General features: G+C 73.2%; 20 protein-coding genes. 9 read left to right on the plus strand and 11 right to left on the minus strand.

Annotated elements, in window-relative coordinates; genetic code table 11:
- Positions 1–17 precede the first annotated feature (17 nt).
- From OG553_RS31965 to OG553_RS31995, 7 genes are all read right to left on the minus strand, one after another.
- Complete coding sequence (locus tag OG553_RS31965; protein WP_405982322.1) at positions 18–350, minus strand: TcmI family type II polyketide cyclase; 333 nt, start codon at positions 348–350, stop codon at positions 18–20.
- Positions 351–415: 65 nt separating this feature from the next.
- On the minus strand, positions 416–889 hold the full coding sequence (locus tag OG553_RS31970; RefSeq protein ID WP_405982323.1) for an SRPBCC family protein: 474 nt from the start codon (positions 887–889) through the stop codon (positions 416–418).
- A 1-nt stretch (position 890) separates the two neighbouring features.
- The gene (locus OG553_RS31975) at positions 891–1,145 is read right to left on the minus strand and encodes an acyl carrier protein (protein ID WP_405982324.1); all 255 of its coding nucleotides are present in this window, start codon (positions 1,143–1,145) and stop codon (positions 891–893) included.
- 74 nt (positions 1,146–1,219) lie between these two features.
- Complete coding sequence (locus tag OG553_RS31980; protein ID WP_405982325.1) at positions 1,220–2,476, minus strand: beta-ketoacyl synthase N-terminal-like domain-containing protein; 1,257 nt, start codon at positions 2,474–2,476, stop codon at positions 1,220–1,222.
- Positions 2,473–3,744 carry a beta-ketoacyl-[acyl-carrier-protein] synthase family protein gene (locus OG553_RS31985; RefSeq protein ID WP_405982326.1) on the minus strand — a complete coding sequence of 424 codons (1,272 nt, stop codon included), beginning with the start codon at positions 3,742–3,744 and terminating at the stop codon, positions 2,473–2,475. The genes OG553_RS31980 and OG553_RS31985 overlap by 4 nt, the downstream gene beginning before the upstream one ends.
- Positions 3,741–4,187 carry a cupin domain-containing protein gene (locus OG553_RS31990; RefSeq protein WP_007262350.1) on the minus strand — a complete coding sequence of 149 codons (447 nt, stop codon included), beginning with the start codon at positions 4,185–4,187 and terminating at the stop codon, positions 3,741–3,743. Before OG553_RS31990 ends, OG553_RS31985 begins: the two co-directional genes overlap by 4 nt.
- Positions 4,188–4,296: 109 nt before the next feature.
- On the minus strand, positions 4,297–5,394 hold the full coding sequence (locus tag OG553_RS31995; protein WP_405982327.1) for a SchA/CurD-like domain-containing protein: 1,098 nt from the start codon (positions 5,392–5,394) through the stop codon (positions 4,297–4,299).
- Positions 5,395–5,685: 291 nt separating this feature from the next.
- On the opposite strand from OG553_RS31995, the gene OG553_RS32000 reads away from it, so the two are divergent.
- Positions 5,686–7,320, plus strand: a complete 1,635-nt coding sequence (locus OG553_RS32000) for an FAD-dependent oxidoreductase (protein WP_405982328.1) — start codon at positions 5,686–5,688, stop codon at positions 7,318–7,320.
- 12 nt (positions 7,321–7,332) lie between these two features.
- On the opposite strand, the gene OG553_RS32005 is transcribed toward OG553_RS32000, so the two are convergent.
- Both OG553_RS32005 and OG553_RS32010 read right to left on the minus strand, forming a co-directional pair.
- Entirely contained in the window at positions 7,333–7,542 is a 210-nt protein-coding gene (locus OG553_RS32005) for an acyl-CoA carboxylase subunit epsilon (protein WP_405982329.1), read from the minus strand.
- Between the two features lie 146 nt (positions 7,543–7,688).
- Positions 7,689–9,512 (minus strand): galactose oxidase-like domain-containing protein, encoded by a 1,824-nt coding sequence (locus tag OG553_RS32010; protein ID WP_405982330.1) that lies wholly within the window; start codon positions 9,510–9,512, stop codon positions 7,689–7,691.
- Between the two features lie 457 nt (positions 9,513–9,969).
- Between OG553_RS32010 and OG553_RS32015 the strand changes: the two genes are divergently transcribed.
- From OG553_RS32015 to OG553_RS32045, 7 genes are all read left to right on the plus strand, one after another.
- Positions 9,970–10,446, plus strand: a complete 477-nt coding sequence (locus tag OG553_RS32015) for a hypothetical protein (protein ID WP_405982331.1) — start codon at positions 9,970–9,972, stop codon at positions 10,444–10,446.
- A gap of 138 nt (positions 10,447–10,584) precedes the next feature.
- Complete coding sequence (locus tag OG553_RS32020; RefSeq protein ID WP_405982332.1) at positions 10,585–12,846, plus strand: HelD family protein; 2,262 nt, start codon at positions 10,585–10,587, stop codon at positions 12,844–12,846.
- Between the two features lie 86 nt (positions 12,847–12,932).
- Positions 12,933–14,126, plus strand: a complete 1,194-nt coding sequence (locus OG553_RS32025; RefSeq protein WP_405982333.1) for a cytochrome P450 — start codon at positions 12,933–12,935, stop codon at positions 14,124–14,126.
- A 76-nt stretch (positions 14,127–14,202) separates the two neighbouring features.
- Positions 14,203–15,468, plus strand: a complete 1,266-nt coding sequence (locus OG553_RS32030) for a VWA domain-containing protein (protein ID WP_405982334.1) — start codon at positions 14,203–14,205, stop codon at positions 15,466–15,468.
- Positions 15,468–16,268: a hypothetical protein gene (locus OG553_RS32035; protein ID WP_405982335.1), complete on the plus strand. Its 801-nt coding sequence runs from the start codon at positions 15,468–15,470 to the stop codon at positions 16,266–16,268. The genes OG553_RS32030 and OG553_RS32035 overlap by 1 nt, the downstream gene beginning before the upstream one ends.
- 293 nt (positions 16,269–16,561) lie before the next feature.
- On the plus strand, positions 16,562–17,479 hold the full coding sequence (locus OG553_RS32040) for a MurR/RpiR family transcriptional regulator (protein WP_362462243.1): 918 nt from the start codon (positions 16,562–16,564) through the stop codon (positions 17,477–17,479).
- 335 nt (positions 17,480–17,814) lie between these two features.
- Positions 17,815–18,204: a hypothetical protein gene (locus tag OG553_RS32045; RefSeq protein WP_362462246.1), complete on the plus strand. Its 390-nt coding sequence runs from the start codon at positions 17,815–17,817 to the stop codon at positions 18,202–18,204.
- Positions 18,205–18,223: 19 nt separating this feature from the next.
- Here OG553_RS32045 and OG553_RS32050 read toward each other — a convergent pair whose 3' ends face one another.
- Positions 18,224–19,810 (minus strand): phospholipase, encoded by a 1,587-nt coding sequence (locus tag OG553_RS32050; RefSeq protein ID WP_405982336.1) that lies wholly within the window; start codon positions 19,808–19,810, stop codon positions 18,224–18,226.
- A gap of 312 nt (positions 19,811–20,122) precedes the next feature.
- On the opposite strand from OG553_RS32050, the gene OG553_RS32055 reads away from it, so the two are divergent.
- A complete protein-coding gene (locus OG553_RS32055; RefSeq protein ID WP_405982337.1) occupies positions 20,123–20,848 on the plus strand; it encodes a hypothetical protein in 726 nt (241 codons plus the stop codon).
- A 24-nt stretch (positions 20,849–20,872) separates the two neighbouring features.
- Here OG553_RS32055 and OG553_RS32060 read toward each other — a convergent pair whose 3' ends face one another.
- Complete coding sequence (locus OG553_RS32060; protein WP_405982338.1) at positions 20,873–21,982, minus strand: aryl-sulfate sulfotransferase; 1,110 nt, start codon at positions 21,980–21,982, stop codon at positions 20,873–20,875.
- Positions 21,983–21,993: the final 11 nt, after the last annotated feature.

Genomic DNA, 21,993 nt, shown 5'->3' on the forward strand with positions numbered 1-21,993 from the left:
TTGGGCACCCCTACGGACTACCGGGCGGAGTCCCGCTCCCAGACGTAGAACCGCTGGGCCATCGCGTCCTTCGGGCTCCGCCACGTCTGAGGGTCGTGGGGGCTGACGAAGGCCGAGAGCCGCTCGCTCAGATCGACGAACTCCGGGTGCCGGACCACCTGCGCGATGGCCGGACCCGGGTCCCGGTCCGCCTCGATCAGGTGCATGTACACGTCCCCGAACTGGAAGAGACTGCGGCGGCTGACCCCCACCAGGTGGGGCAGCTCACCCGCGTCCGAGGCGGCGAACAGGCCGGCGATGTCGGGCGCCGAACCGGGCGCCATACGGGCCACGATGAGGGCTTGGTGCATCGGGAGGTGTGCCTTTCGGGTGGGGGGGCGGACGGGACGGGGAGCGGACGGGGCGGCAGCAGCCCTCAGCGGCGGCCGGCCGGGGCCTTGCGGCCGCCCCGGCCCTCGATCTTGTCCCGGATGAGTTCCATCTGGATCCGGGAGTTGAGGTTGATCCGGTCGGTCATCCCCGCGTCGTCGATGGGCGCCTCCGGCTTCATCGCGAAGTCCTGGACCCACCGCATCCGGGTCCCGCCCGGCACCTCGCCGTACTCCCAGTGGATGTCCATGTGCGCGAACGGGCCGGTCTCCACGCGGCGGGCCTTCACCGTCAGGCCCGCGCGGTCCACCGTCCGCTCCGATACCCAGCTCCACACCACGCCGTTCTCGTCCGGGTGCATGGCCAGCCGGAACCGGGTGGTGTTCCCCGCCTTCTCCAGGATCTCGATCGAGGCGTACTCGCTGAACAGCTTCGGCCAGTTGGGCAGGTCGTTCGTCACGTCCCACACGACGTCCACGGGCGCTTTGACGACGATCTCGTTGTCGGTGTGTCCAGGCATCTCAGGCTCCGGTCATCAGGCTGTTGTTGACGAGGTCGAGGAACTCGCGCGGGCTCTTGCAGCGGTCCGCGTCCGTGGGCAGCGCGCGGCCCCGCCGGTTCTCCAGCTCACCGACGATGCCGAGCAGGCCCAGCGAGTCCAGGCCGTAGTCGTCGAACCGGGAGTCCGGGCGGCTCGCCAGTTCCGTGGGGTCGACGGTGATGCCGGCGGTCTTCATGAGGGTCGCCAGCTCTTCCAGGGTCAGTCGGTCGGACATGGTGCCTTCTCTCTTTCCTGCTTCCGGGGGCCGGGCCCTTGGCCGCGCCCGGCCCTGACGAACGGGGGTACCGGTCACTGCGCCGTGGATCCGGGCCCCTTGCGGAGGACGAGGGCCGCGTTCGAACCCATCCGGCCCCGGCTCAGTACGAGCGCGGTCCGCAGGGGGGCGACGCGGGCGCTGCCGGTGACCACGTCCAGGTCGTGGCAGACGTCGAAGACGTTCGGGGTGGGAGGGACGACGCCGTGCTCCAGAGCCATCACGGCGGCGGCCGCGTCGAGGGTGCCGGCCGCGCAGTACGCCCGCCCGGTACCGGTCTTGGGAGCCGTCACCGGCACCTTCGCGCCGTGCGCGCCGAGCGCCTCCCGGATCGCCCTCGCCTCCGCCGCGTCCGCCTCGGGCGTACCCAGGGCGTCGGCGAAGACCACGTCCACCTCCTCGGGAGCCAGCCCCGCCTCCCGCAGCGCGCCGCGGATCGCGTGGGCCAGGCCCTCGCCCGACTCCTCCGGCCGGCCCGGCCCGGTGAAGGTCGCCGCGTGCCCCGCCAGCAGGGCCCGCACCGGCGCCCCCCGCCGCTCGGCCGCCGCGGTGTCCTCGACGGTGAACATGGCGCCGCCCTCCGCCGGGACGAACCCGCAGGCCTTCGCGGTGAACGGCCGGTAGGCGCGCTCCGGGTCCTCGGCGGTGCTGAGCCCCTCGTACCCGAGCTGGCACACCACCGAGTACGGGGCGAGCGGCGCCTCCGTGGCGCCGACCAGCATCGCCCGGCTGCCCTGGCGGATCCCGCGGGCGGCGTGCGCGAAGGCGTCCAGCCCGCCCGCCTCGTCGCTCGCCACCACCCCGCAGGGGCCCTTGAACCCGCGCCGGATGGAGACCTGGCCGGTGCTGGCCGCGTAGAACCAGGCGATCGACTGGTACGGGCCGACGTAGCGGGGGCCCTGCCCCCACAGCCGCTGGAGCTCGCGCTGGCCGAACTCGCCGCCGCCCGAACCGGCCGCCGTGACGACGCCCACCGCGTACGGATCGTCCTCGTAGTCCGCCCGGCCCAGCCGGGCGTGCTCCAGCGCCAGGTCCGCCGCCGCCAGCGCGTAGTGGCTGAACCGGTCGGTCTGCACGAGGAACCGGTCCTCGACCAGCTCCCCGGGCTCGAAGCCCCGCACCTCGCCGGCGACGCGCACCGGAAGGTGCTCGCACCCCTGCCGGGTCACCCGGTCCAGGACGCTCTCGCCCGCCTGCGTCGCCTTCCAGAACGCGGCGGCGCCGATCCCGTTGGGCGCGACGACCCCGATGCCCGTGACGGCCACCGGCGCGCCGGCGGTAGGTCTGTTCACGTGCGTACCTCCTTGGGCTGGGTCATGACCACGGCCGACTGGAAGCCGCCGAAGCCACTGCCGACGGACAGCACGCTGCGCAGGGTGTGGCTGCGGGCGGTGCGCGGCACGTAGTCCAGGTCGCATTCGGGGTCGGGGGTCTCGTAGTTCGCGGTCGGCGGCACCACGTGGTGCTTCATGGCCAGGACGCAGGCCGCGAGTTCGATCGCCCCGATGGCGCCGAGCGAGTGCCCCACCATGGACTTGATGGAGGTCATCGGCGTCTTGTAGGCGTGGTCGCCGAGCACCCGCTTGACCGCCGCCGTCTCGTGGCGGTCGTTCTGCTTGGTGCCGGACCCGTGGGCGTTGACGTAGTCGACGTCCCGCGCGTCGATCCTGGCCTGCGCCAGGGCGGTGGATATCGCACGGGCCATCTCCAGGCCCTCGGTGGTCAGCCCGGTCATGTGGTGCGCGTTGCCGAAGGTGGCGTAGCCGCCGATCTCGCAGTAGATCCGCGCCCCGCGGGCCCGGGCGTGCTCCAGCTCCTCCAGGACCAGCACCGCGCCGCCCTCGCCGAGGACGAACCCGTCCCGGTCGGCGTCGAAGGGGCGGGAGGCGTGCGCCGGGTCCTCGTTGTTCGCCGAGGTCGCCTTGATCGCGTCGAAGCAGGCCACGGTGATGGGGGAGACGGGGGAGTCCGACGCGCCGGCGAAGCACACGTCCATCCGGCCCTCCTGGATGGAGTGCACGGCGTACCCGACGGCGTCGAGCCCGGACGTGCAGCCGGTGGAGACCGTCTGCACGGGGCCGCGCGCCCCGGTCTGCTCCGCCACCGCCGAGGCCAGGGTGGCCGGGGTGAACGCGCGGTGCAGGAAGGGGGAGGAGAGGCGGTGGTCCACGTCCCACCACGCGCCCCGCTGGCTGACCGCGACGTAGTCGTGCTCCAGCCGGGTGGTACCGCCGACCGCGGTGCCGAGGGAGACGCCCGTGCGCCAGGCGCCCTCGCCGTCGAGCTCCAGCCCGGAGTCGGCCACCGCCTCGCGGGCGGCGACCAGGGCGAACTGGATGTAGCGGTCGGCCCGGGCCGCCTCGTCCTCGGTGAAGTCGTGCTCACCGGGGTCGAAGTCGACCTCGGCGGCTATCCGGGAGCGGAACCCGGCCGGGTCGAAGAGCGTGATGCCACGGGTCGCCGTACGCCCGTTGGACAGCAGGTCCCAGAACGCGGCGGTGCCGATGCCGCCCGGGGCGACCACGCCCACCCCGGTCACGGCCACCCGCCGGCGCGTCACGAGACCACCCCGGAGCGCTCCGGCGGACGCTCCGCCCAGGCGGTGGCGTCCGGGTTCGGCGCCTCCTCGGTGTCCACGTGCCCGAGCTTCGGATCCGGGGCGAGGGGGCCGAGGTGGAACACCATCCGGGCCTCGGTCCCGCCGACGTTGCGGAACCGGTGCCGCACGTTCAGCGGGACCAGCAGCCCCTGGTCGACGCGCAGCGGGTGGGTCTCGCCGTCGAGGTCCACCTCCAGCGACCCGGCGACCACGTACACGAACTCCTCGGAGTACGGATGGTAGTGCTCGGCGATCGACTCGCCGGGGGCCATCACCGCCAGACCCATGAAGCCGCTGGTCGAGCCCACCGAGGTCGGGGTGAGCACGGCGCGCAGGTCCCCTCCGCGCCTGCGGTTGGGCTGGGTTTCGCTGAGGTCGACGATGCGCGGCTGATGTCTGGTCATGCTGACTTCCTCCTGGCGGATCGGAGCCTTGGCGTGCGCGTGGGCTGCCGGGTGGTGACGGGGGTGGTGCGGGGACCGGTCCGGGCGGGGCCCGGGCGGCCCGTCCGGATCAGGACTCCACCGGAGCCCGGCGGTCGGTGATCAGGTCCATGGGGTGGGGGGCGGAGGCGTGCCCGGTGCGGGGCGCCCCGGCCAGCAGACGGTCCAGCACCGCCGCCTTGCGGGGACCCTCGATGCCGAAGCCCGCCGCGAAGCGGCCGTCGGCCGGGCCCCGCACGTCGAGGAGGCGCACCACCACGTCGTCGCGCTGGAAGATGCTGCTGCTCACCACCGGGGAGGTGGGGACCTTCGCGGCGGTCTCGTCCTGGCGGGCCAGGAAGCGGGCGACGAGCGGTCCGCAGCCCGGCTTCGCCGGGTAGAACAGCGCGTGCCGCGTCACCTCGTCGGGCCGCGGTCCGTGCGCCGCCACGTGGTGGACGGCCGGCAGGCCCGCGCGCATGAAGAACATCCGCGCCGACTCCGGGTCGGACAGGTCCCGGTCCTGCTCCAGGTACGGGTTGATGGCGTGCTCGACGGCCCGCACCTCGGGCTGCTCCGACACGTGCCGCAGAGCCGCCGTCAGGTCGCCCTGCACCTCCACCGCGCGCACGACCCGGTTGCCGTGCATGAACAGCGAGGTGCGCAGGAGCCGGGTGTGGTCGTCGACCCGCGCGGCGGGCGAGGAGTACGAGGAGAGGATCTCGGCGACCTTCCCCTCGCTGCCCGGCTTCACCGTGAAGGTCAGCGCGTGGCGCACCACGCCCTCGCCCAGCCGGGGCGCGCCCTGGAGCCGGCCCGACGCCCGCTCCGGAGCCTCGTACCGCTTGCCGGTCTCCCGCAGGACGGTGAAGGTCAGCGGCCGCATCGAGCGGGCGCAGGCACCCAGCGGCTTCACCTGGGCCACGTGCTCCTCGCTGTTCACCCAGGCGAGGTACTGCGGGGCGCTCTCCCACTCGCTGGTGATCAGCCACTGGGAGGGGTTCACGAAGGACTGGCAGAGCTGGTCGCCGAGGTGTCCCGGCACCGACGCGATGTCGTGGCGCAGCTGCTCGTAGGCGTCGAAGAACCGCTGCTGGGCACCCTCGTGGAGGTCCATCAGCAGGACGACCCGCAGCATGGAGCCGTCGAACGCGGACTGAGACACCCGTTCGGACAGGGTGGTTGTCATCTGCTCACTCCTTCGTGGGGGCCCGGGACCGGCGCGCGGGCGGTCCGGTGCCCGTCGGCGGCGACCGCCGGTGTCGCGGGCCCGGCGGGCCCCGCGGGCCTGCGCGGTGGGGAACGGCGGACGGTGTGGCCCAAGTGGGTCCGCCGCTGTCGCTCATCGTCATCCGCGCGGGTACGGATCGCGACATCTCCGGATCAAGCGGGTGACAAGACGCGACTCGCCAGGGCAAGAACCCTGATCGGGGGCATAAGGCGTCCACTGCCCCCCTCACGAAACAGGAGTCCGCAGCCGATGGAAGAGCATGCCGATGTCCGCGTACCGGTCCTCGTCGTGGGCGGTTCCCTCGTAGGCCTCTCCACCTCGCTGTTCCTGAGCCGCCACGGCATCAGGCACATGCTGGTCGAGAAGCACGCCGGGACCTCCGTCCACCCGCGCGGACGGGGCATCAACGCCCGGACGATGGAACTGTTCCGGACGGCGGGGGTCGAACCCGCCATCCGAGAGGAGGCCTCCGCGCTGGAGGCCAACCAGGGCATCCTGCAGACGCAGGCCCTCGTCGGCGGCGAGCACAAGTGGCTCATCAAGGCCGTCGACCCGTCCGGTGCGCTGGCCCGCTTCAGCCCCACCGGCTGGTGCCTGTGCAGCCAGAACAACATCGAGCCGGTCCTGGCCGCGCACAGCCGCGCCCAGGGCGCCGACGTGCGCTTCGCCACCGAGCTGATGAACTTCGACCAGGACGCCACGGGAGTGACCGCCCTGGTCAAGGACCGGGAGACCGGCGAGCACATCACCGTCCGAGCCGACTTCCTGATCGCCGCCGACGGCCCGCGCAGCCCCGTCCGGGAGGCGCTCGGCATCCGCCAGACGGGCAACGGCGAGCTCTTCCACAACGTGAGCATCGTCTTCCGGTCGGAGCACCTCGCCGAGGCCCTCGGCGACCTGCGCTTCATCGTCTGCTACCTGATGCGGCCGGGCGCCGACGGGGCACTGCTGCCCGTCGACAACGAGACCCAGTGGGTCTTCCACGCCCCCTGGCACCCGGAGACGGGCGAGACGCTGGAGGACTTCACCGAGGAGCGCTGCGTCACGCAGATCCGCGAGGCCATCGGCCTGCCCGACCTGGACGTGGAGATCGGCGGCAAGGCCCCCTGGCACGCCGCCGAACGGGTCGCCGAGCAGTACTCCGTCGGCCGGGTCTTCGTGGTCGGCGACGCCGCCCACGAGATGTGCCCGACCGGGGCCTTCGGCTCCAACACCGGCATCCAGGACGCCCACAACCTCGCCTGGAAGATCGCGGCCGTGCTGAACGGCTCCGCCGGCCCCCGCCTGCTCGACAGCTACGAGGAGGAACGCCTCCCCGTGGCCCGCGCCACCAGCGAGCGCGCCTCCGCCCGCTCCGCCGAGCACAGCCACCCGGGGTACGTGCCCCCGCCCACCATGGGCGGCGGCCCCGGCAGCGGGGTCCTGACCACGGCCATGGGCTACTGCTACCCGCAGGGCGCCGTCCTCGGCGGCGACCCCGCGCGGCCGGTCATCCCGGAGGAGATGCGCCTCAAGGGCGACGTCGGCACCAGGGCCCCGCACATGTGGCTCACCCAGGGCGGGCGGCGGATCTCGTCGCTGGACCTGTACGAGACCTCGTTCGTGCTGCTCAGCAGCGCGGGCACGCCCTGGCAGGAAGCCGCCCGGCAGGTCGCGCGGGAACTCGGCGCACACCTGGACGCCTACACCGTCGGCTCCGCTCCGGACGCGGACCTGGCCCAGCCGGAGGGCGCGCCGCACTGGGCGCAGCTCCACGAACTGCCCGCCGACGGCGCCGTCCTCGTACGCCCCGACGGGTTCGTCGCCTGGCGCTCCGAGGGCCCGGCCGACGACCCGCGCGGGGCGCTCGCGGACGCCATGACGCGGCTGCTGCGCCGCTCCTGAGGACGGGGCCGTTCAGCGGCAGGCCCAGCACCCCGCCCAGCAGCCGTGGCCCGCGGGCCGCGGGGGCGGGCGGTGGTGCGCGCCCCGGCCCGGCCGGGCCGGGGCCTGCGCGGCCCGGCCCGCGAGACAGGCGACCACCACGGTGATCGCGGCCAGTTCCTCGGGCTCGGCGCTGCCCCGGTGGATCCGGAGCAGACCGGCTATGGAGTCGTCGCTTCCCATCGGTACGGCCTCTCGTAGGGAGACCCCCCTGACCCGGTCCTGCCGGGTGCTGACGACGCTACGAGCCCCCCGGCGGCGTGTCGTGCCGGGGGGCCCGCCGCACACCCATCCGGGCGACACGCCCGGCGGACGCCCTGGTCGGGCCGTCAGCGCCGGCCGAGCTTCACCCACTTGGCCGTACTGGGCACCCCGCGGGCGTCGAGCAGGAACAGCATGTAGTAGCCGGGCGGGGCGTCCGCCGCCGTCGGCGGGGTCCGCAGGCCGACGGTGTCGCCGCGCACCCCGGTGACGGGCAGCTCCAGGTGCCGCTGGCTGGTGTTGACCGCGTGGGTGACGGTGGTGGGCGCCAGCAGCACGGCCCGCTCGACCGCGGCCGCGGTGGAGCTGCGCACCTCGAAGGCGGCGCCGTGGGGGAGTTCGCCCAGGGGGGCGCGGTCCAGGGCCGGCCGGGCGCCGCCCTTGTGCAGGTACGGGGGCTCGTAGATCTCGATGCTGCCGTCCATCGCGTCCCGGATGTCGGGGTCGTTGGCGATCTGCTGGAGCTCGTCACCGGTCACCATCACCCGCCCGTCCGGCATCACCAGGGCGTTGGAGTGGTAGCCCCGGGGCAGCCGCTGGGCCGGGCCGAGCCGCCAGTGCCCGGCGGCGTCGCGCAGCTCGGTCTGCCGGTACTTGAGGTCGGCCTTCGGGTTGAAGGGGCCGTTGCCGTAGTCACGGGTGCTCAGCGCACCGTTGACGGTCAGCAGGGTCGCGTCCGGCAGGATCAGGGTGTCGTCCTGGGTGCGGCCGAAGGCCCGGGGCCGTTCGGTGGTCCACCGGCCGCCCGCGAGCCGGTAGGTGTTGGGGTCGTGCGGGTCCCCGCCCAGCACCAGCACGGAGTCCGGCCCGCGCAGCCCCGCCGGGAGCGGCACGGCGGATCCGTAGCCGCGGAAGTCCGCCGGCCGCCGGGGCAGGTCGCGGCGGGTCTCCTCGACCGGGTCGAAGACCCACTGCTGGTCGGCGTCCCGGCCGAGCCCGTAGACCATGCCGTCGCGCAGCGAGAACAGGTGGGGGTAGTCGTTGCGGAAGGGCGCGTCGGCCTTGAACCGGTCGACGGCGATGTCCAGCGGGATGTCGAACGGCCGCCAGGGCACTGGCAGCCCCTTCGCCGGGAAGCGCTCCACCACCGGGGTGGGGGTGCCCGTACCGCGCTCGGACTGGCCGGACATGACGATCTGGCGCCCGTCGGCGCCGGTGACGGCCGACGGGTACCAGCGGCCCACCGACATGTCCCGGTTGCGGTACCAGTGCTCGGTCCACGGGTCGAAGACGAAGGACAGCTTCGCGCCGCTGCCGCCCTTGCCGCCGGTGTTGCCGCCGAAGACCGCGAGCATCCCGTTGGGCAGGAAGGCGTGTCCGGCGCAGAAGAACGGGGCGGGGCGCGGGACGTACGTTCCGTCGGGCATCAGCACCGTCGGCGGCCGGACCTCCTTGAAGGCCCGGGCGCCGGTGCCCTTGGCGGGGTCCCAGAGGAAGGCGCGGCCGGCGTTGGTCCGGCCGATCCGGTCGGTGGGGCCGGTCTCCTTGGTGGGGTCGGTCTCCACCCGTTCGAAGGAGAACAGCAGGACCTTCCCGGTCGGCAGCTGGGCCAGGTGCACCCCGAAGTCGGGGGAGGGGAAGAACTCCGCGAACCTCCCCGACACGGCCGGGCGGAACCCCTTGTTGGCCAGCGCCTGCGACTCGGCGAGCGCGGCCAGGCTCGCGGTCCGGGTGGCCTGCGGGTACTCGCCCGCGCCCCGGGCCGCGCGGCGGCGTTCGGCGTGCGCCCGCGCGTGCTCCTCGCCGATCAGGGCCGCTTCCCCCGCCGTGACCCCCGCGTCGGTGTCCGCGTGGTCGTGGACCGGCGCGGCCGAGGGGGCCGGCGCCGACAGGAGGACGGCCGCCGCCAGTGCGGCGGCCAGTGCGGCGGACCGGTGTGCTGCTCGGGACATGCGACTCCTCGGTGTGCGACGACCGCCGGGACGGGTGGGGCGGGAAGGGCGGGCCGGAGGGGCGGGAGGGACGCCATGCTAGAAGATCAGGTTCATATCACCTCATATGACGCGAAGGGCCTTCCTCGTACGAGTGCCCGCCATGGCCCCGTACGCCCGAATCGGGACAACCGGCGGCAGTGCGCCCGGCCCCGCGCGGGCGGGCGGCTTCGGCCAGCCGGCGCGGCCGGGGCGTCCGCGCACCGGCCGGCGACCGGGGCCGCGGCCGCCGCGCTCGCAGTGATCGCGCCAGCCGCGTGCGGGTCCGCCCGGCGCGCGGGCCCGTACGAAACGTGCCACCGGCACCCGCGCGTCCTGGATGGGTGGATATGCCGCGTTGTTGGGTGATGTCGCGCTTCAGTTCCCAAAGGTCCCTTCGGCGAACCGGGCGCCCCGTCCGCATACTTGAGGAGCATTCATGCGCATGGTCCGATCCGTCCTCGCGCTCGCCGCCGCGCCGCTGGTGCTGGCCGCCGCCGTCAGCCCGGCCTCCGCGGCGACCCCGGAGCCGGCCCCGAAGCCCGCGAAGTTCTGCGCCCTGGTCGTCGACACGGGCGAGGGCGGCTGTTTCGCGACCAAGGCCGAGGCCGCCTCCCTCGGTGCCGCGGCCGAGTACAAGGACCTCGGCAAGATATGGAGCGACGCCAACTCGGGCGGCAGCGAGTTCACCTTCCGCGGAAGCGTCGGCTGCAACTGGCGCTACCCGGAGTTCAACGCCCTCTCCAAGTGGGGGTGGAACGACACGGTGAGCTCCGCGCAGGGCATCACCTGCCCGATCACCCTGTGGGAGCACAGTGACTTCCGGGGCGCCCACCAGACCTACTACGGGTACAACGCCTACGTCGGCGACGGGATGAACGACAAGGCCTCGTCCGTCAGCTTCGACGTGCGCTGACCGGAACGCCATACAAAAACGCCCCGGGCGAGTTGACGTCCGGGGCGCGCTTCCGCGTATATTCGATGTTTCACGCTCTCCATTGCACGAGGGCGTGGCGAAGCTTTACGGGGACATCGTATCGCGCTGGGAGCGAAATTGTCAAACACCGAATTTCAGAGCGAGCAGGAATTCATCACCGAGCTCTACGCGCGCCTCGAAGACCTGCGTGACCAGGCAGAACGGGCGGTCAAGGGCGCCCTGGGGGAGGCCGGAACCGGCTTCCAGGCGCGGCTGGAAAGGGACGTCCTGGTCGCCGAGCAGTCCGGTCTGCTTTCCGCTCTGAACTCCGCCGAACACGGTCTGTGTTTCGGCCGGCTGGAGTTCTCCGACGGCCGCGACCACCACATCGGCCGAATCGGGATCAGGCAGGACGACGCCGAACACACCCCGCTCGTCCTCGACTGGCGCGCCGAAGCGGCCCGCCCCTTCTACCTGGCCACCGGACACGTCCCGATGGGCCTGCGCCGCCGGCGCCACATCACCACCCGGGGACGCCGGGTCACCGCCCTGCACGACGAGATCCTCGACCTCGCCGACACCGAGCGCACCGGCTACGAGGGCGCCGACGCGGACGCCGTACTGCTCGCCGCCCTCGACGCGGCCCGCACCGGCCGCATGCACGACATCGTCCGGACCATCCAGGCCGACCAGGACCGCATCATCCGCTCCCCGCACCAGGGCGTCCTCGTCGTGGAGGGAGGCCCCGGCACCGGGAAGACCGCCGTGGCCCTGCACCGCGCCGCCTACCTCCTCTACGCCCAGCGCGAGCTGCTCGCCAAGCGGGGCGTGCTGATCGTCGGCCCCAACCCCGCCTTCCTCGGCTACATCGGCGAGGTGCTGCCCGCACTAGGCGAGACCGGGGTGCTCCTCGCCTCCCCCGGGGACCTGTACCCGGGCCTGCGGGCCACCGGCACCGACCGGCCGGGCGCCGCCGCCGTCAAGGGCCGCGCGGCCATGGCCGACGTCCTCGCCCGGGTCGTCGCCGACCGGCAGACGCTCCCCGAGGCCGTACCCGCCGGCAGCGGCGAGGACAGCGCCGTCGTGCCCGAGCCGGCGCTGGAGATCGACCACGACGACCACGGCACCCTGCTGCTCGACCGGACCATGGCCCACGCCGCCCGCGACCGTGCCCGCACCACCGCCCTGCCCCACAACCTGGCCCGCCCCTACTTCGCGTTCGCGGTCATCGACGCCCTCACCGAACAGCTCGCCGACCGGCTCGGCGCCGACCCCTACGGCGGCCCCAACCTGCTCGGCCCCGACGACGTGGCACAGCTCGGCAAGGAGATCGCCACCAGCTCCGAGGTGCACGCCGCCATCGACACCCTCTGGCCCCACCTGACCCCCGAGCAGCTGGTCGCCGACTTCCTCGAGGACCCCACCCACCTCCCCGCCGAGGACGCCGCGCTGATCCGCCGCACCGGCGGCGAGTGGACCCCGGCCGACGTCCCGCTCCTCGACGAGGCCGCCGAACTCCTCGGCGTCGACGACAGCGCCCGCCAGGCCGCCGCCGCCCGCGACCGGCTGGAGCGCGTCGCCTACGCCCAGGGCGTCCTCGACCTCTCCCAGGGCTCGGAGTCCTACGAGTTCGAGGACATGGAGAACGAGTACCTCGCCGCCCACGACATCATCGACGCCGAGCGGATGGCCGAGCGCCACGAGGAGGCCGACCACCGCACCACCGCCGAACGCGCCGCCGCCGACCGCACCTGGGCCTTCGGCCACGTCATCGTCGACGAGGCGCAGGAACTCTCCGAGATGGCCTGGCGGCTGCTGATGCGCCGCTGCCCGACCCGCTCCATGACCCTGGTCGGCGACCCCGCGCAGACCGGCGACGAGGCGGGATGCGGCTCCTGGAAGCAGATCCTCGACCCCTACGTCGGCGACCGCTGGGAACACGTACGGCTCGGCGTCAACTACCGCACGCCCGCCGAGATCATGGAGCTGGCCGCCGGCGTGCTCCGCGCCCACCGCCCCGGCTTCGAACCGCCCCGCTCGGTGCGCTCCACCGGCGTACCCCCCTGGGTGAGGGCGGCCGCCGACCTCCCCGGCGCCGTCGCCGGGGCCGTCCGCGACGGCGCGCCCGCCGAGGGCCGGCTCGCGGTGATCGCCCCGCGCCCCCTGCACCCCGCCCTCGCCGCCGCACTGCCCGGCGTACGGGCGGGGGAGCAGCCGGACCTCACCCGGCCGGTCGTCCTGCTGGACGCCCGCCAGGCCAAGGGCCTGGAGTTCGACACGGTGATCGTGGCCGAGCCCGCGGACCTCGACCCCAGCGACCTCTACGTCGCGCTCACCCGCGCCACCCAGCACCTCGGGGTGCTGCACACCGGCCGCCTCCCCGAAGGGATCACCGGCTGACCGGACGCGACCGGCCGCACCCACCCGCGGGCACGTGGCCGGATTCGCCCCCCTCCAGGGGCCTTTGGCCGTCGTAGGGTGATCGAATGGCCCTCGTCGACATCACCTCCAGCGCCCCCGACTTCGACTCCGACCCGCACTCCTTCTACGCGGCACTGCGCGCCGCCGGGCCGGTCCACCAGGTCAGGGGCGCCAGGCCCGGGGAAGACCCGTACTGGCTCGTCGTCGGGTACGAGGAGGCCCGCCAGGCCCTCACCCACCCGGACCTGCGCAAGGACTGGCGCAACTCGGGGCTCTATCCGGACATCGAGCCCAGCGCCTCGAACTCCAACATGCTGGAGTCCGACCCGCCCCACCACACCCGGCTCCGACGCCTGGTGGCCCGGGAGTTCACCGCCCGCCGGGTGGAGGCCCTGCGCCCCCGCGTCCAGCAGATCACCGACGAACTGCTGGACGCGATGGCCGCCCGGCCCGAGCGCTCCGCCGACCTGATCGAGGCCCTCGCCTTCCCGCTCCCCATGACGGTGATCTGCGAACTCCTCGGAGTCCCCGACCTCGACCGCGAACGCTTCCGCCGCTGGTCCAACGACATCGTCGCGCCCCGCGCGCAGACCACCAACGAAGAGGCGTTCGTCCAGCTCACCCTCTACCTCACGGACCTGGTCGCCGAGAAGGCCAAGTCCCCCGGCGACGACCTGCTCAGCGCCCTGATCCGCACCCGCGACGAGGACGGCGACTCGCTCTCCCCCGACGAGCTGATCGGCATGGCCTTCCTGCTGCTGGTCGCCGGCCACGAGACCACCGTCAACCTCATCTCCAACGGCGTACGCGCCCTGTTCGCGCACCCGGACCAGCTCGCCGCCCTCCGCGCCGACTACGACGGCCTGCTCGGCGGGGCCGTCGAGGAGATGCTCCGCTACGACGGCCCCGTGCAGAACGCCACCTACCGCTACGCCGCCGGGGACGTGGAGCTCGGCGGTGTGGTCATCCCCTCCGGGTCCGTCGTGCTCGCCTCCCTCTCCGGCGCCGGCCGGGACCCCGCGCGCTTCGCCGAACCCGACGTGTTCGACATCCGGCGCGCCCCCGGAGGGCACCTCGCCTTCGGCCACGGCCTGCACTTCTGCCTCGGCGCACCGCTGGCCCGCATGGAGGGCCGCATCGCGGTCCGGGGCCTGCTGGAACGCTTCCCCGCGCTGGAGGCGGACCCCGCCGGCGGCCCCCTGGAGTGGATCCCGGGCAGCCTGATGCACGGCGTGACCCGGCTGCCGGTGCGCTGGTAGCGTCCCCGCGGAAGGACGGATACCGCCTGTCGGTACGCGTTTTGGATTGGTGCCGGATCCTCAATACGATCCGGCGATGATCACAAGAAAACGACTGGCGGCAGGGGCCTGCGGCCTGTTCGTCGCCTTGACCGCGGGACTCCTCCCGTCGACCGCGGCCGCCGCCGACGGACCGGCGAAGGAGCCGCCGAAGGTCGAGCTCGTGCTCGACGTCAGCGGCTCCATGCGCGCGAACGACATCGACGGACAGTCCCGCATGGCCGCCGCCAAGCAGGCCTTCAACGAGGTCCTCGACGCGGTACCCGACGAAGTCCGCCTGGGCATAAGGACCCTGGGCGCCACCTACCCCGGTGACGACAGGGCCCTCGGCTGCAAGGACACCAAGCAGCTCTACCCCGTCGGCACGGTCAACCGCACCGAGGCGAAGACCGCCGTCGCCACCCTCGCGCCGACCGGCTGGACTCCCATCGGACCGGCCCTCCAGGCCGCCGCCCAGGACCTGGAGGGCGGCAACGCCACCCGCCGGATCGTCCTCATCACCGACGGCGAGGACACCTGCGCCCCGCTCGACCCCTGCGAGGTGGCCCGCGAGATCGCCGCCAAGGGCATCCACCTCGTCGTCGACACCCTCGGCCTCGTCCCCGACGCCAAGACCCGCGCCCAGCTCACATGCATCGCGGAGGCCACCGGGGGCACGTACACCTCGGTGACCCACACCGCCGAACTCTCCGGCAGGGTCAGACAGCTCGTCGACCGCGCCGCCGACCCCGTCGCCACCCCCGTGGCCACCGAGGGCGCCAAGCAGTGCGCGAGCGCCCCGCTGCTGAAGGCCGGCCTCTACAGCGACCGCGAGACCTTCGGCGAGCACCGCTGGTACAAGGTCGACGTCCGCCCCGGCCAGGAGCTGCGCGCCTCCGTCAGCATCGGCGCCGACCGGGCCGTCAACAACGACTACGGCGTGCTGCTGCGCGCGACCACCGCCCACGGGCGGGAGATCGTACGCGGCTCCGAGGCCGGCGACGGCCGCACCGACGTGATCTCCACCGGCCTGCGCTACCCGAAGCCCGAACTCGACGGGGACGAAGCCGAGAAGACCGAGACCGTCTGCCTCCAGGTCAGCAACTCCTTCGCCGCCGGCCCGGCCGTCAAGACCACCCCCGGCATGCCCGTCGAGCTGACCATCGACCTCGTCGACGGCCCCGACGGGGGCTCCGACGCCGCCTCCTTCGGCCTCGGCCGGGGCTGGTGGCTGATCGGCCTGCTCGTCCTGACCGGCCTGCTCGCCGGTCTGGTCTGGGGCTGGATCTCGCGCTGGCGCATCTCCGTCTGGAGGACCAACTGATGCGTACCGTACGCACCCTGACCGCCGCCCTGCTGGCAGGAGCCGCGCTCCTGGCCCCGGCGGCCGCCGCCACCGCGGCCCCCACGCCGACCCCCACGCCGAGCGCGGGCGCCGGCACCGGCAAGGACGGCAGGGCCCCGACCGAGGCCGGCACGGGCTTCCGTACCGCGGCGCTCTTCAAGCCCGGCCAGAAGGCCACTGCCTCCGGGTCCACCGGCGACTACCTCTACTGGGCCTTCCCCGCCGACACCGGCCAGCGGGCCACCGTACGGGCCTCGGTGACGCTCCCGCCGGCGGCCGCCCGGCACGGAGCGCAGACCTGGCAGCTCGACGTGTACGACGGCCTGCGCCGCCGCCAGCCCTGCATGTACGGGCACCAGGACGCGGCGGCGGCCAAGGAGGCCGCCACCGTGGAGCTCTCCTGCACCCTGCGCACCGTCCGCTCCGGGGCCGAGGCCTGGTCCAACGACCCGCTCCCGGGCACCTACTACGTCCGCCTGACGGTCGTCGGGGCGCACGAGGAGGACCTCGGTCTGCCCGTGAAGGCGCAGGTCGAGGCCCGGACGAAGGAGACGGGCGGGGCGGCGGCGGTGGACGCGGCCCTGGCCGAGCCGCTGGTCCCGGGCATCGCGGGCGCCTCCGAGCAGCAGCGGGAGGCGCGCGCCCCGGAGGGCGGCTGGTCCTCCGGCTGGTGGTCCGACCGCTGGCTGTGGACGGCCGCGGGCGGGATCCTCGGAGCCCTCGCGGGCATCTACGGCTACTCCCTCACCCGCGGCTCGGGCCGCCCCGCCCGCCCCTAGGGGGCGTCCGCGAAGTCGCGCCTGCCCCGCGGCGCCCGGCACGCACTCTCGCAGCACCGGGCGGAAGACCGAGTACGTCCAGTACGCGGACTTCCGCCCGGCACGCCGAGAGCACGCACCGGACCCCGCGGGGCCCGCCCTCCGGGCGGACGGCGCCACTTCGCGGACACCCCCAGGCGTGATCGTGTGCCGCCGCGCCCTCCGGGTGCGGCGGCACCGGTACCCCGGATGATCATCCGGCCACGGAGCGTGGGCTATGTTGGGGGGAGAGTGACGTGAGAAGGAGGCCGCCGGTGTCATCGGGGCAGCAGGCACGCGCGCAGGCAGCCGCGATCACGCCCGGCGGGACCCCGCCGGGGCAGGAGAAGCCGCCGGCCGACCGGCTCCTCGCGCTCTTCGACGGCCACCGCCTCTCACCCGGTCAGCGGCGGATCGCCCAGTACCTGATCGACCACCTCACCGAGGCGGCCTTCCTCTCCATCACCGAGCTCGCGGAGCGGGTGGGCGTCAGCCAGCCCTCGGTGACCCGGTTCGCCTCCTCCCTCGGCTTCAGCGGCTACCCGGCCCTGCGCGACGTGCTCCAGCCGATCGCCCTGTCGGCCGTCGCGGGCACCCCGGACAGCAAGGAGCAGATCCGGCAGAACGAGCTCCAGGCCGCCGTCGACGCCGAGATCGAGAACCTGGAGAACGTGCGCCGGCTGCTGGCCGACACCAACCAGGTGCTGGAGATCGGCCGCGAGCTGGCCCGGTCCGTGCCCCTGACCGTGCTGGGCCTGCGGATCTCGGTCTCGCTGGCGGAGTACTTCGCCTACGCGGCCCGCCGCATCCACCCCGACGTCCGTCTCGTGACCCGGGGCGGCAGCGTGGCCTACGACGCCCTGCTCCAGTGCCGGGCGGCGGGCGGTAGCTGGGTGCTGGCCTTCGCCATGCCCCGGCACGCCAACGAGACCCTGGCCGCCCTGCGCGCGGCCCGCAGCACCGGGCTGAAGGTCGTCCTGATCACGGACCCCACCGTCGGGCCGCTGGTGGAGGCCGCCGACGTGGTGCTGACCGCCGGCACCGGCTCCCGGCTGGTGTTCGACTCGTACGCGGCCCCCGGCATGCTCTCCGCCGCCCTGCTCCAGGCGATGGCCGACGCCGACCCCGAGCGGACGCAGGCGCGGCTCGAACAGTACGAGCAGGTCGCCGACCAGCACGGTTTCTTCCTGTAAGTACCGATTTCACCCGTCGTACACCCACGCGTGACCGTCAGATATTCAGAACCCCGGCATGCATGAAATTTTTCATACCCTTGATTACTCGACGGTATATATGTTTACTGACGGCGGCGCTCCGGATCCCTCAGACGCCAAAGGCGGACGTTCCCCGCGTCCGCCTCGAACGGCCACCCAGTACGCCGAACCTCCTCACGGCGGGACCGGGTGCCGCGTCAAGGCTTGTGGATCCCCCGGAGGAGCGCCCCTGGCGGCCTCGGTCAACCCCTGGGCCGAGGCCGCCCCCCAGCAGTGTCTCGATCAGAGTTCCACACCCCTCGGAAGTGACGAGAATGCCCCAGACGGCCACCCTCACGCGCAGCCCGGACTGGCCCCTGCAGGTCAAGGCCCCCGGCACGCACGACTGGGAACGCAGCGCCACCCGCTGGCTGCGGGACCTCCTCCCGGCCCGCTACGGGAGCTATCTGACCCTGACCCGTCACCACGCCCTCCTCGCCCGGCACGTACAGCTCCAGCTCCAGCACGAGATGCGCGCGGTCCGCGTCGCCCTGCACACCAGCCGGGCCGAGCTGCCGACGATGGGCGTCGCCGAGTCGGTCATCGAGAACACGATCAGGATGTACGCCATCGAGCTGGAGCAGCTCGGCCGCCTTTCCCGCGGCGCCCGCCTCGTCTCGGAGGCGCTGCTGCTGGCCGCGACCCCGGGTCAGCGCAGGCGCTGACCCGGAGCCGGCCGGACCGTCAGGCCTGGCAGAGGCCGCGGGCGTAGTCGTACGTCGCGGTCGCCTGCGAGTACTTCCACTGCGGGGCCAGCAGGGAGTCCTTCAGCTGGTTCGCGGCGGCCGGGCTCTCGACGACGTAGCCGAAGTCCTGGAGCCAGGACGGGTACAGGTTCTTCGAGCCGATGTAGAAGGCCGAGTCGTCCACCGAGACCAGCTTGTGGTGCTGGGCGTACGGCTTCCCGTCCGCCCACGTCGCCTTGTCCGAGGCGCGGAAGGTCGCCAGCTGGAGGTTCTGGCACATCGCGGCCTTCGACTTGCGCTCGTCGCCCATGAGGACCGTGAGGCGGCCGCGCAGCGCGTCGCTCACCTCGTTCAGCGACTTGATCTGCGAGTAGCCGTCGCTGCCGACCGCGCCGCGGTTGGCAGGGTCGCTGACGACGATGCGGACCTTCACGCCGGCGGCGAGCTTCGCGGCGAGCGTGTCGTAGAGCCGGATGTCGTAGCGGGGCAGCGGCGGGCAGGTCGCGTTCAGGTCCTGCTGGGAGATCTCGATGTGGCTGTTGGCGCCGGCGACGAGCGCGCGCAGGGCGCTCTCCTCCGGGTTGACCGTGTCGTAGTCCCGGTCGGCGTTGGTGTTGTCGTGCACGCCGATGCCGCACTTGGTGTCGGGGGCCGTCGGCAGGACCGGCTTGAACGCCGACGTCGGGTCGCTCTGGCGGATGCCGACGCCGAGGCCGCCGACCGCGATGGCGGGGACGTCACCGCCGCCGGCGGGGGCGGCCGGCCGGGGCAGGGTGGGCATGCAGCCGGCGTTGTTGGAGGAGGCGAACCAGACGCTGCTCCAGCTGGTCTTGTTGCGGCAGGTCCAGTCCCACAGGGTGTCGAGGTAGCGGCCGGCCGAGCCCGCCGCCGGACCGGACAGCGCGAGGTCGACGTCGTTCACCGGGTGGGCGGTGTCGAGGTAGTCGTCCTTCCAGCTGTTGATGCCGCCGGTGATCACCGAACCGCCGTCCACCACCACGAGCTTGGAGTGGTTCCAGGAGAAGGCGGTCTTCGAGGTGGTCATCGAGGCCACGTTGAGGGTGACGTTCGCGGCCGCCGGACCCAGCTTGGCCACCATCTCGTCGCGGTAGGAGGACGGGATCACGTTGGCGTGGTAGATCGGCGCGGCGCCCACCAGGATGCGGACCTGGAGCCGGTTGCCCTTCTGCACGGCCTCCTTGAGGCCGGCCACGATCGCGTCCTGGAAACCGCCGTTGGGGAACGGGGCCAGGGTGGATATGTCCACGCTCTGCCGGGCCCGGGCGATGTCCTGCCGGGTCTTGTCCAGCAGCCGGCGCGAGCCCGGACGGTCGGCGCAGGACGGGTCGCCCCAGCAGCCGGGGGTCTGGAGCAGCCAGTCGGAGCCGCCGGGGGCGGAGGCGCCGAGGCTGTTGCCGGCCGTGCGCTCCCAGACCGAGCCCTCCAGGCCGGGGGAGACCTCGCGCAGGGTCTGCTCGATCGAGTCCAGGTGCGGGGTCGGCGAGTCGGCGAACGCCGGCGCGGCGGGGAGCAGGGCGAAGGAGAGGGTGAGCGAAAGGGCCGTCGTGCGGACGGTGCGTGCCAATGTGGTTCCTTGGTACTGGGGGGTGGCTCCGGCCGGGCGGCATGGTGAATCCGGGCCCCGGCCTTGATCAACTCGCGCAAGTTACCAGCCCGTAAGCCCCTGTTCATCCGGGCACCGTCGTCTTCCGGCCACCCCGCCGGGCGCCCGGCCGGACCCGCCGGACGAGGTCCGGCCATCCGGCCCGGCCGCGTGGCCGAAACCAGCCGCCGGAATCCAGCCGTCCGAATGGCGGGTCCGTCGGCCACGGGATGCCGTTCACCACGGGGTGGCGTCGGCTGCGGGACGCCGTCGGCGGGATGGGAGCATGGCCGGATGCCCGAGACCCCGACCTCCGTGACCGACCGGTGGCCGCCCGCCCCCGAAGGCTCGACCGCCTGGCTGGCGGAACTCTGCCGGGACGACGGCCTGACCGGCTTCAAGCCCCCCGGACTGCCCGACGCGGCCTGGGTCCTCCACTCCATGTACGAGCACGAGCAGGGCCCGGCCGAGGTGCCCGGGGCCGCCGGGGACGGCCTCGGCCGCGCCGAACACCCCGGCCCCGGCTGGCGCCGCCTGCGCTGGTCCGAACTGGCCAGGCGGCTCGGGGACCCGGTCGCCACCCCGGAGCTGCCGCCCTGCTACCGCAGCTTCCCCTCCTTCGAGGTGGAGCGCGGCCGCCCGTCCGGCATCTGCTGGCCCACCGAGGGCAGCCTCGACCGCGAGAGCTGGAACCGGCTGGTCGAGGTCCTCCTCCGGCACAGCCCCCAGGGGGCCGACACCCCCTGCCTCGCCTACTACAACCCGCTGGTCCTCGGGGCCGAGGACTTCGACAACCTGCACGTCCGCGCGGGACGCCTGGGCGAGGCCAAGGCCCTCTACGACTACCCCGAAGCCGATTTCGGCCCGTCCAACCTCTGGGCCGCGGACCGCTCGTGGGTCGTCTGCAGCGACTACGACCTGTGGGCCTCCAAGGTGGCCGGACCCGCACCGCTCGTCGAAGCGCTCCTGGGCGACGGGGAGCTGGAAGCGCTGCGGATGCCCCCGGCGCGCTGGAACTGACCCGGGGCGCCGGGGCCCCGGCCGTCAGAGCCAGGGGATCTCGTCCGCACCGTACCGGTAGGCGCGGAACACCGAGTTCTGGGCGCCGCGCGAGGACTCCAGGCCCGTACCCCGGTCGAACGAGCCGAACTCCGGGACCACGAACTCCCACACCACGTCCCCCTCCGGGGTCACCTCGAAGAGGCGGCCGAAGGAACCCTCCGCGACGAAGGTGTTCCCGTTCGGCAGGCGCTGCGCGCTGGACATGTACGGGCTGAAGAAGTTCTGCGGCGGGTTGTCCTCGTACGACCAGACCTCCGCGCCGCTGACCGGATCCAGCTCCAGCACCCGCGAGTACGGCACCGAGGTGGTGTCCCGGTAGGTCCCGTTGTCGAAGACCAGGATGTTGCCGCCCGGCAGCTCGTGCGGGTGGTGCTGCTGCGCCAGCACGTCCGGGCCGATCCGCCAGCGGACGGAGCCGTCGGCGCGGTCCACGGCCACCGTCGTCGAAGCGCTGCGGAAGCCCACCACGATCCCGCCGTCGGCGAGTTCGTTGACCGTGTTGGCCATCGGCCAGTGCTCACGGGCGAAGTGCGGGTTCAGCGGCACCTCCTCCGGGTCCAGGTGCTCGATGGCCGCCCAGCGCCACAGCACCTCGCCGTCCCAGGTCAGTTCGTACACCACGTCCCCGTAGATCACCCCGCCGGGGGCTTCCGAACCGGGGATCCCGCCCCGGATCCGGGCGGCGTCGGCCGCCGACAGCGGCTCCACGCCGGTGATGAGCAGGTTGCCGTTGCGCAGGATCGAGGCGTCGTGGTGGTGGAAGGGGTGCCGGGCCTCGCGCAGCACCGTGGAGTCCGGGGCCAGCTCCTGGAAGATCCCGCCGTGGTAGACGTCCCAGATCGGGAAGAGGGTCGGGCCGGAGGTGTCCTTCGCCGCGTAGAAGAGGTTGCCGTTCGGGAGGAGCTGCGCCTGGCGGCCCGGCGGGTGCGGGGAGTTCCAGGTGTGGACGGGCTCGCCCTCGATGTCCACGAGGTGGATCGTGCCCTCGCTGGTGATGGGCGTGTAGAGGGTGTAGCCGCCGTGGCTGCGCTCTGGGTCGTGGGCGCGCAGTCCGGTGCCGCGGCGGCGCAGGGTGTTCTGGTCGACGGTCATGGTGGTGCCTG

It is taken from the genome of Streptomyces sp. NBC_00158, assembly GCF_045160885.1.
GTDB lineage: Bacteria > Actinomycetota > Actinomycetes > Streptomycetales > Streptomycetaceae > Streptomyces.

Coding starts and splice junctions, on each gene's coding strand:
- OG553_RS32035 (WP_405982335.1), top strand. CDS start 15,468: ATGCGTACCGTACGCACCCTGACCGCCGCCCTGCTGGCAGGAGCCGCG.
- OG553_RS32015 (WP_405982331.1), top strand. CDS start 9,970: ATGCGCATGGTCCGATCCGTCCTCGCGCTCGCCGCCGCGCCGCTGGTG.
- OG553_RS31995 (WP_405982327.1), bottom strand. CDS start 5,394: ATGACAACCACCCTGTCCGAACGGGTGTCTCAGTCCGCGTTCGACGGC.
- OG553_RS31970 (WP_405982323.1), bottom strand. CDS start 889: ATGCCTGGACACACCGACAACGAGATCGTCGTCAAAGCGCCCGTGGAC.
- OG553_RS32000 (WP_405982328.1), top strand. CDS start 5,686: ATGGAAGAGCATGCCGATGTCCGCGTACCGGTCCTCGTCGTGGGCGGT.
- OG553_RS31990 (WP_007262350.1), bottom strand. CDS start 4,187: ATGACCAGACATCAGCCGCGCATCGTCGACCTCAGCGAAACCCAGCCC.
- OG553_RS32025 (WP_405982333.1), top strand. CDS start 12,933: ATGGCCCTCGTCGACATCACCTCCAGCGCCCCCGACTTCGACTCCGAC.
- OG553_RS32055 (WP_405982337.1), top strand. CDS start 20,123: ATGCCCGAGACCCCGACCTCCGTGACCGACCGGTGGCCGCCCGCCCCC.
- OG553_RS32045 (WP_362462246.1), top strand. CDS start 17,815: ATGCCCCAGACGGCCACCCTCACGCGCAGCCCGGACTGGCCCCTGCAG.
- OG553_RS32010 (WP_405982330.1), bottom strand. CDS start 9,512: ATGTCCCGAGCAGCACACCGGTCCGCCGCACTGGCCGCCGCACTGGCG.
- OG553_RS32060 (WP_405982338.1), bottom strand. CDS start 21,982: ATGACCGTCGACCAGAACACCCTGCGCCGCCGCGGCACCGGACTGCGC.
- OG553_RS31975 (WP_405982324.1), bottom strand. CDS start 1,145: ATGTCCGACCGACTGACCCTGGAAGAGCTGGCGACCCTCATGAAGACC.
- OG553_RS32005 (WP_405982329.1), bottom strand. CDS start 7,542: ATGGGAAGCGACGACTCCATAGCCGGTCTGCTCCGGATCCACCGGGGC.
- OG553_RS32030 (WP_405982334.1), top strand. CDS start 14,203: ATGATCACAAGAAAACGACTGGCGGCAGGGGCCTGCGGCCTGTTCGTC.
- OG553_RS31965 (WP_405982322.1), bottom strand. CDS start 350: ATGCACCAAGCCCTCATCGTGGCCCGTATGGCGCCCGGTTCGGCGCCC.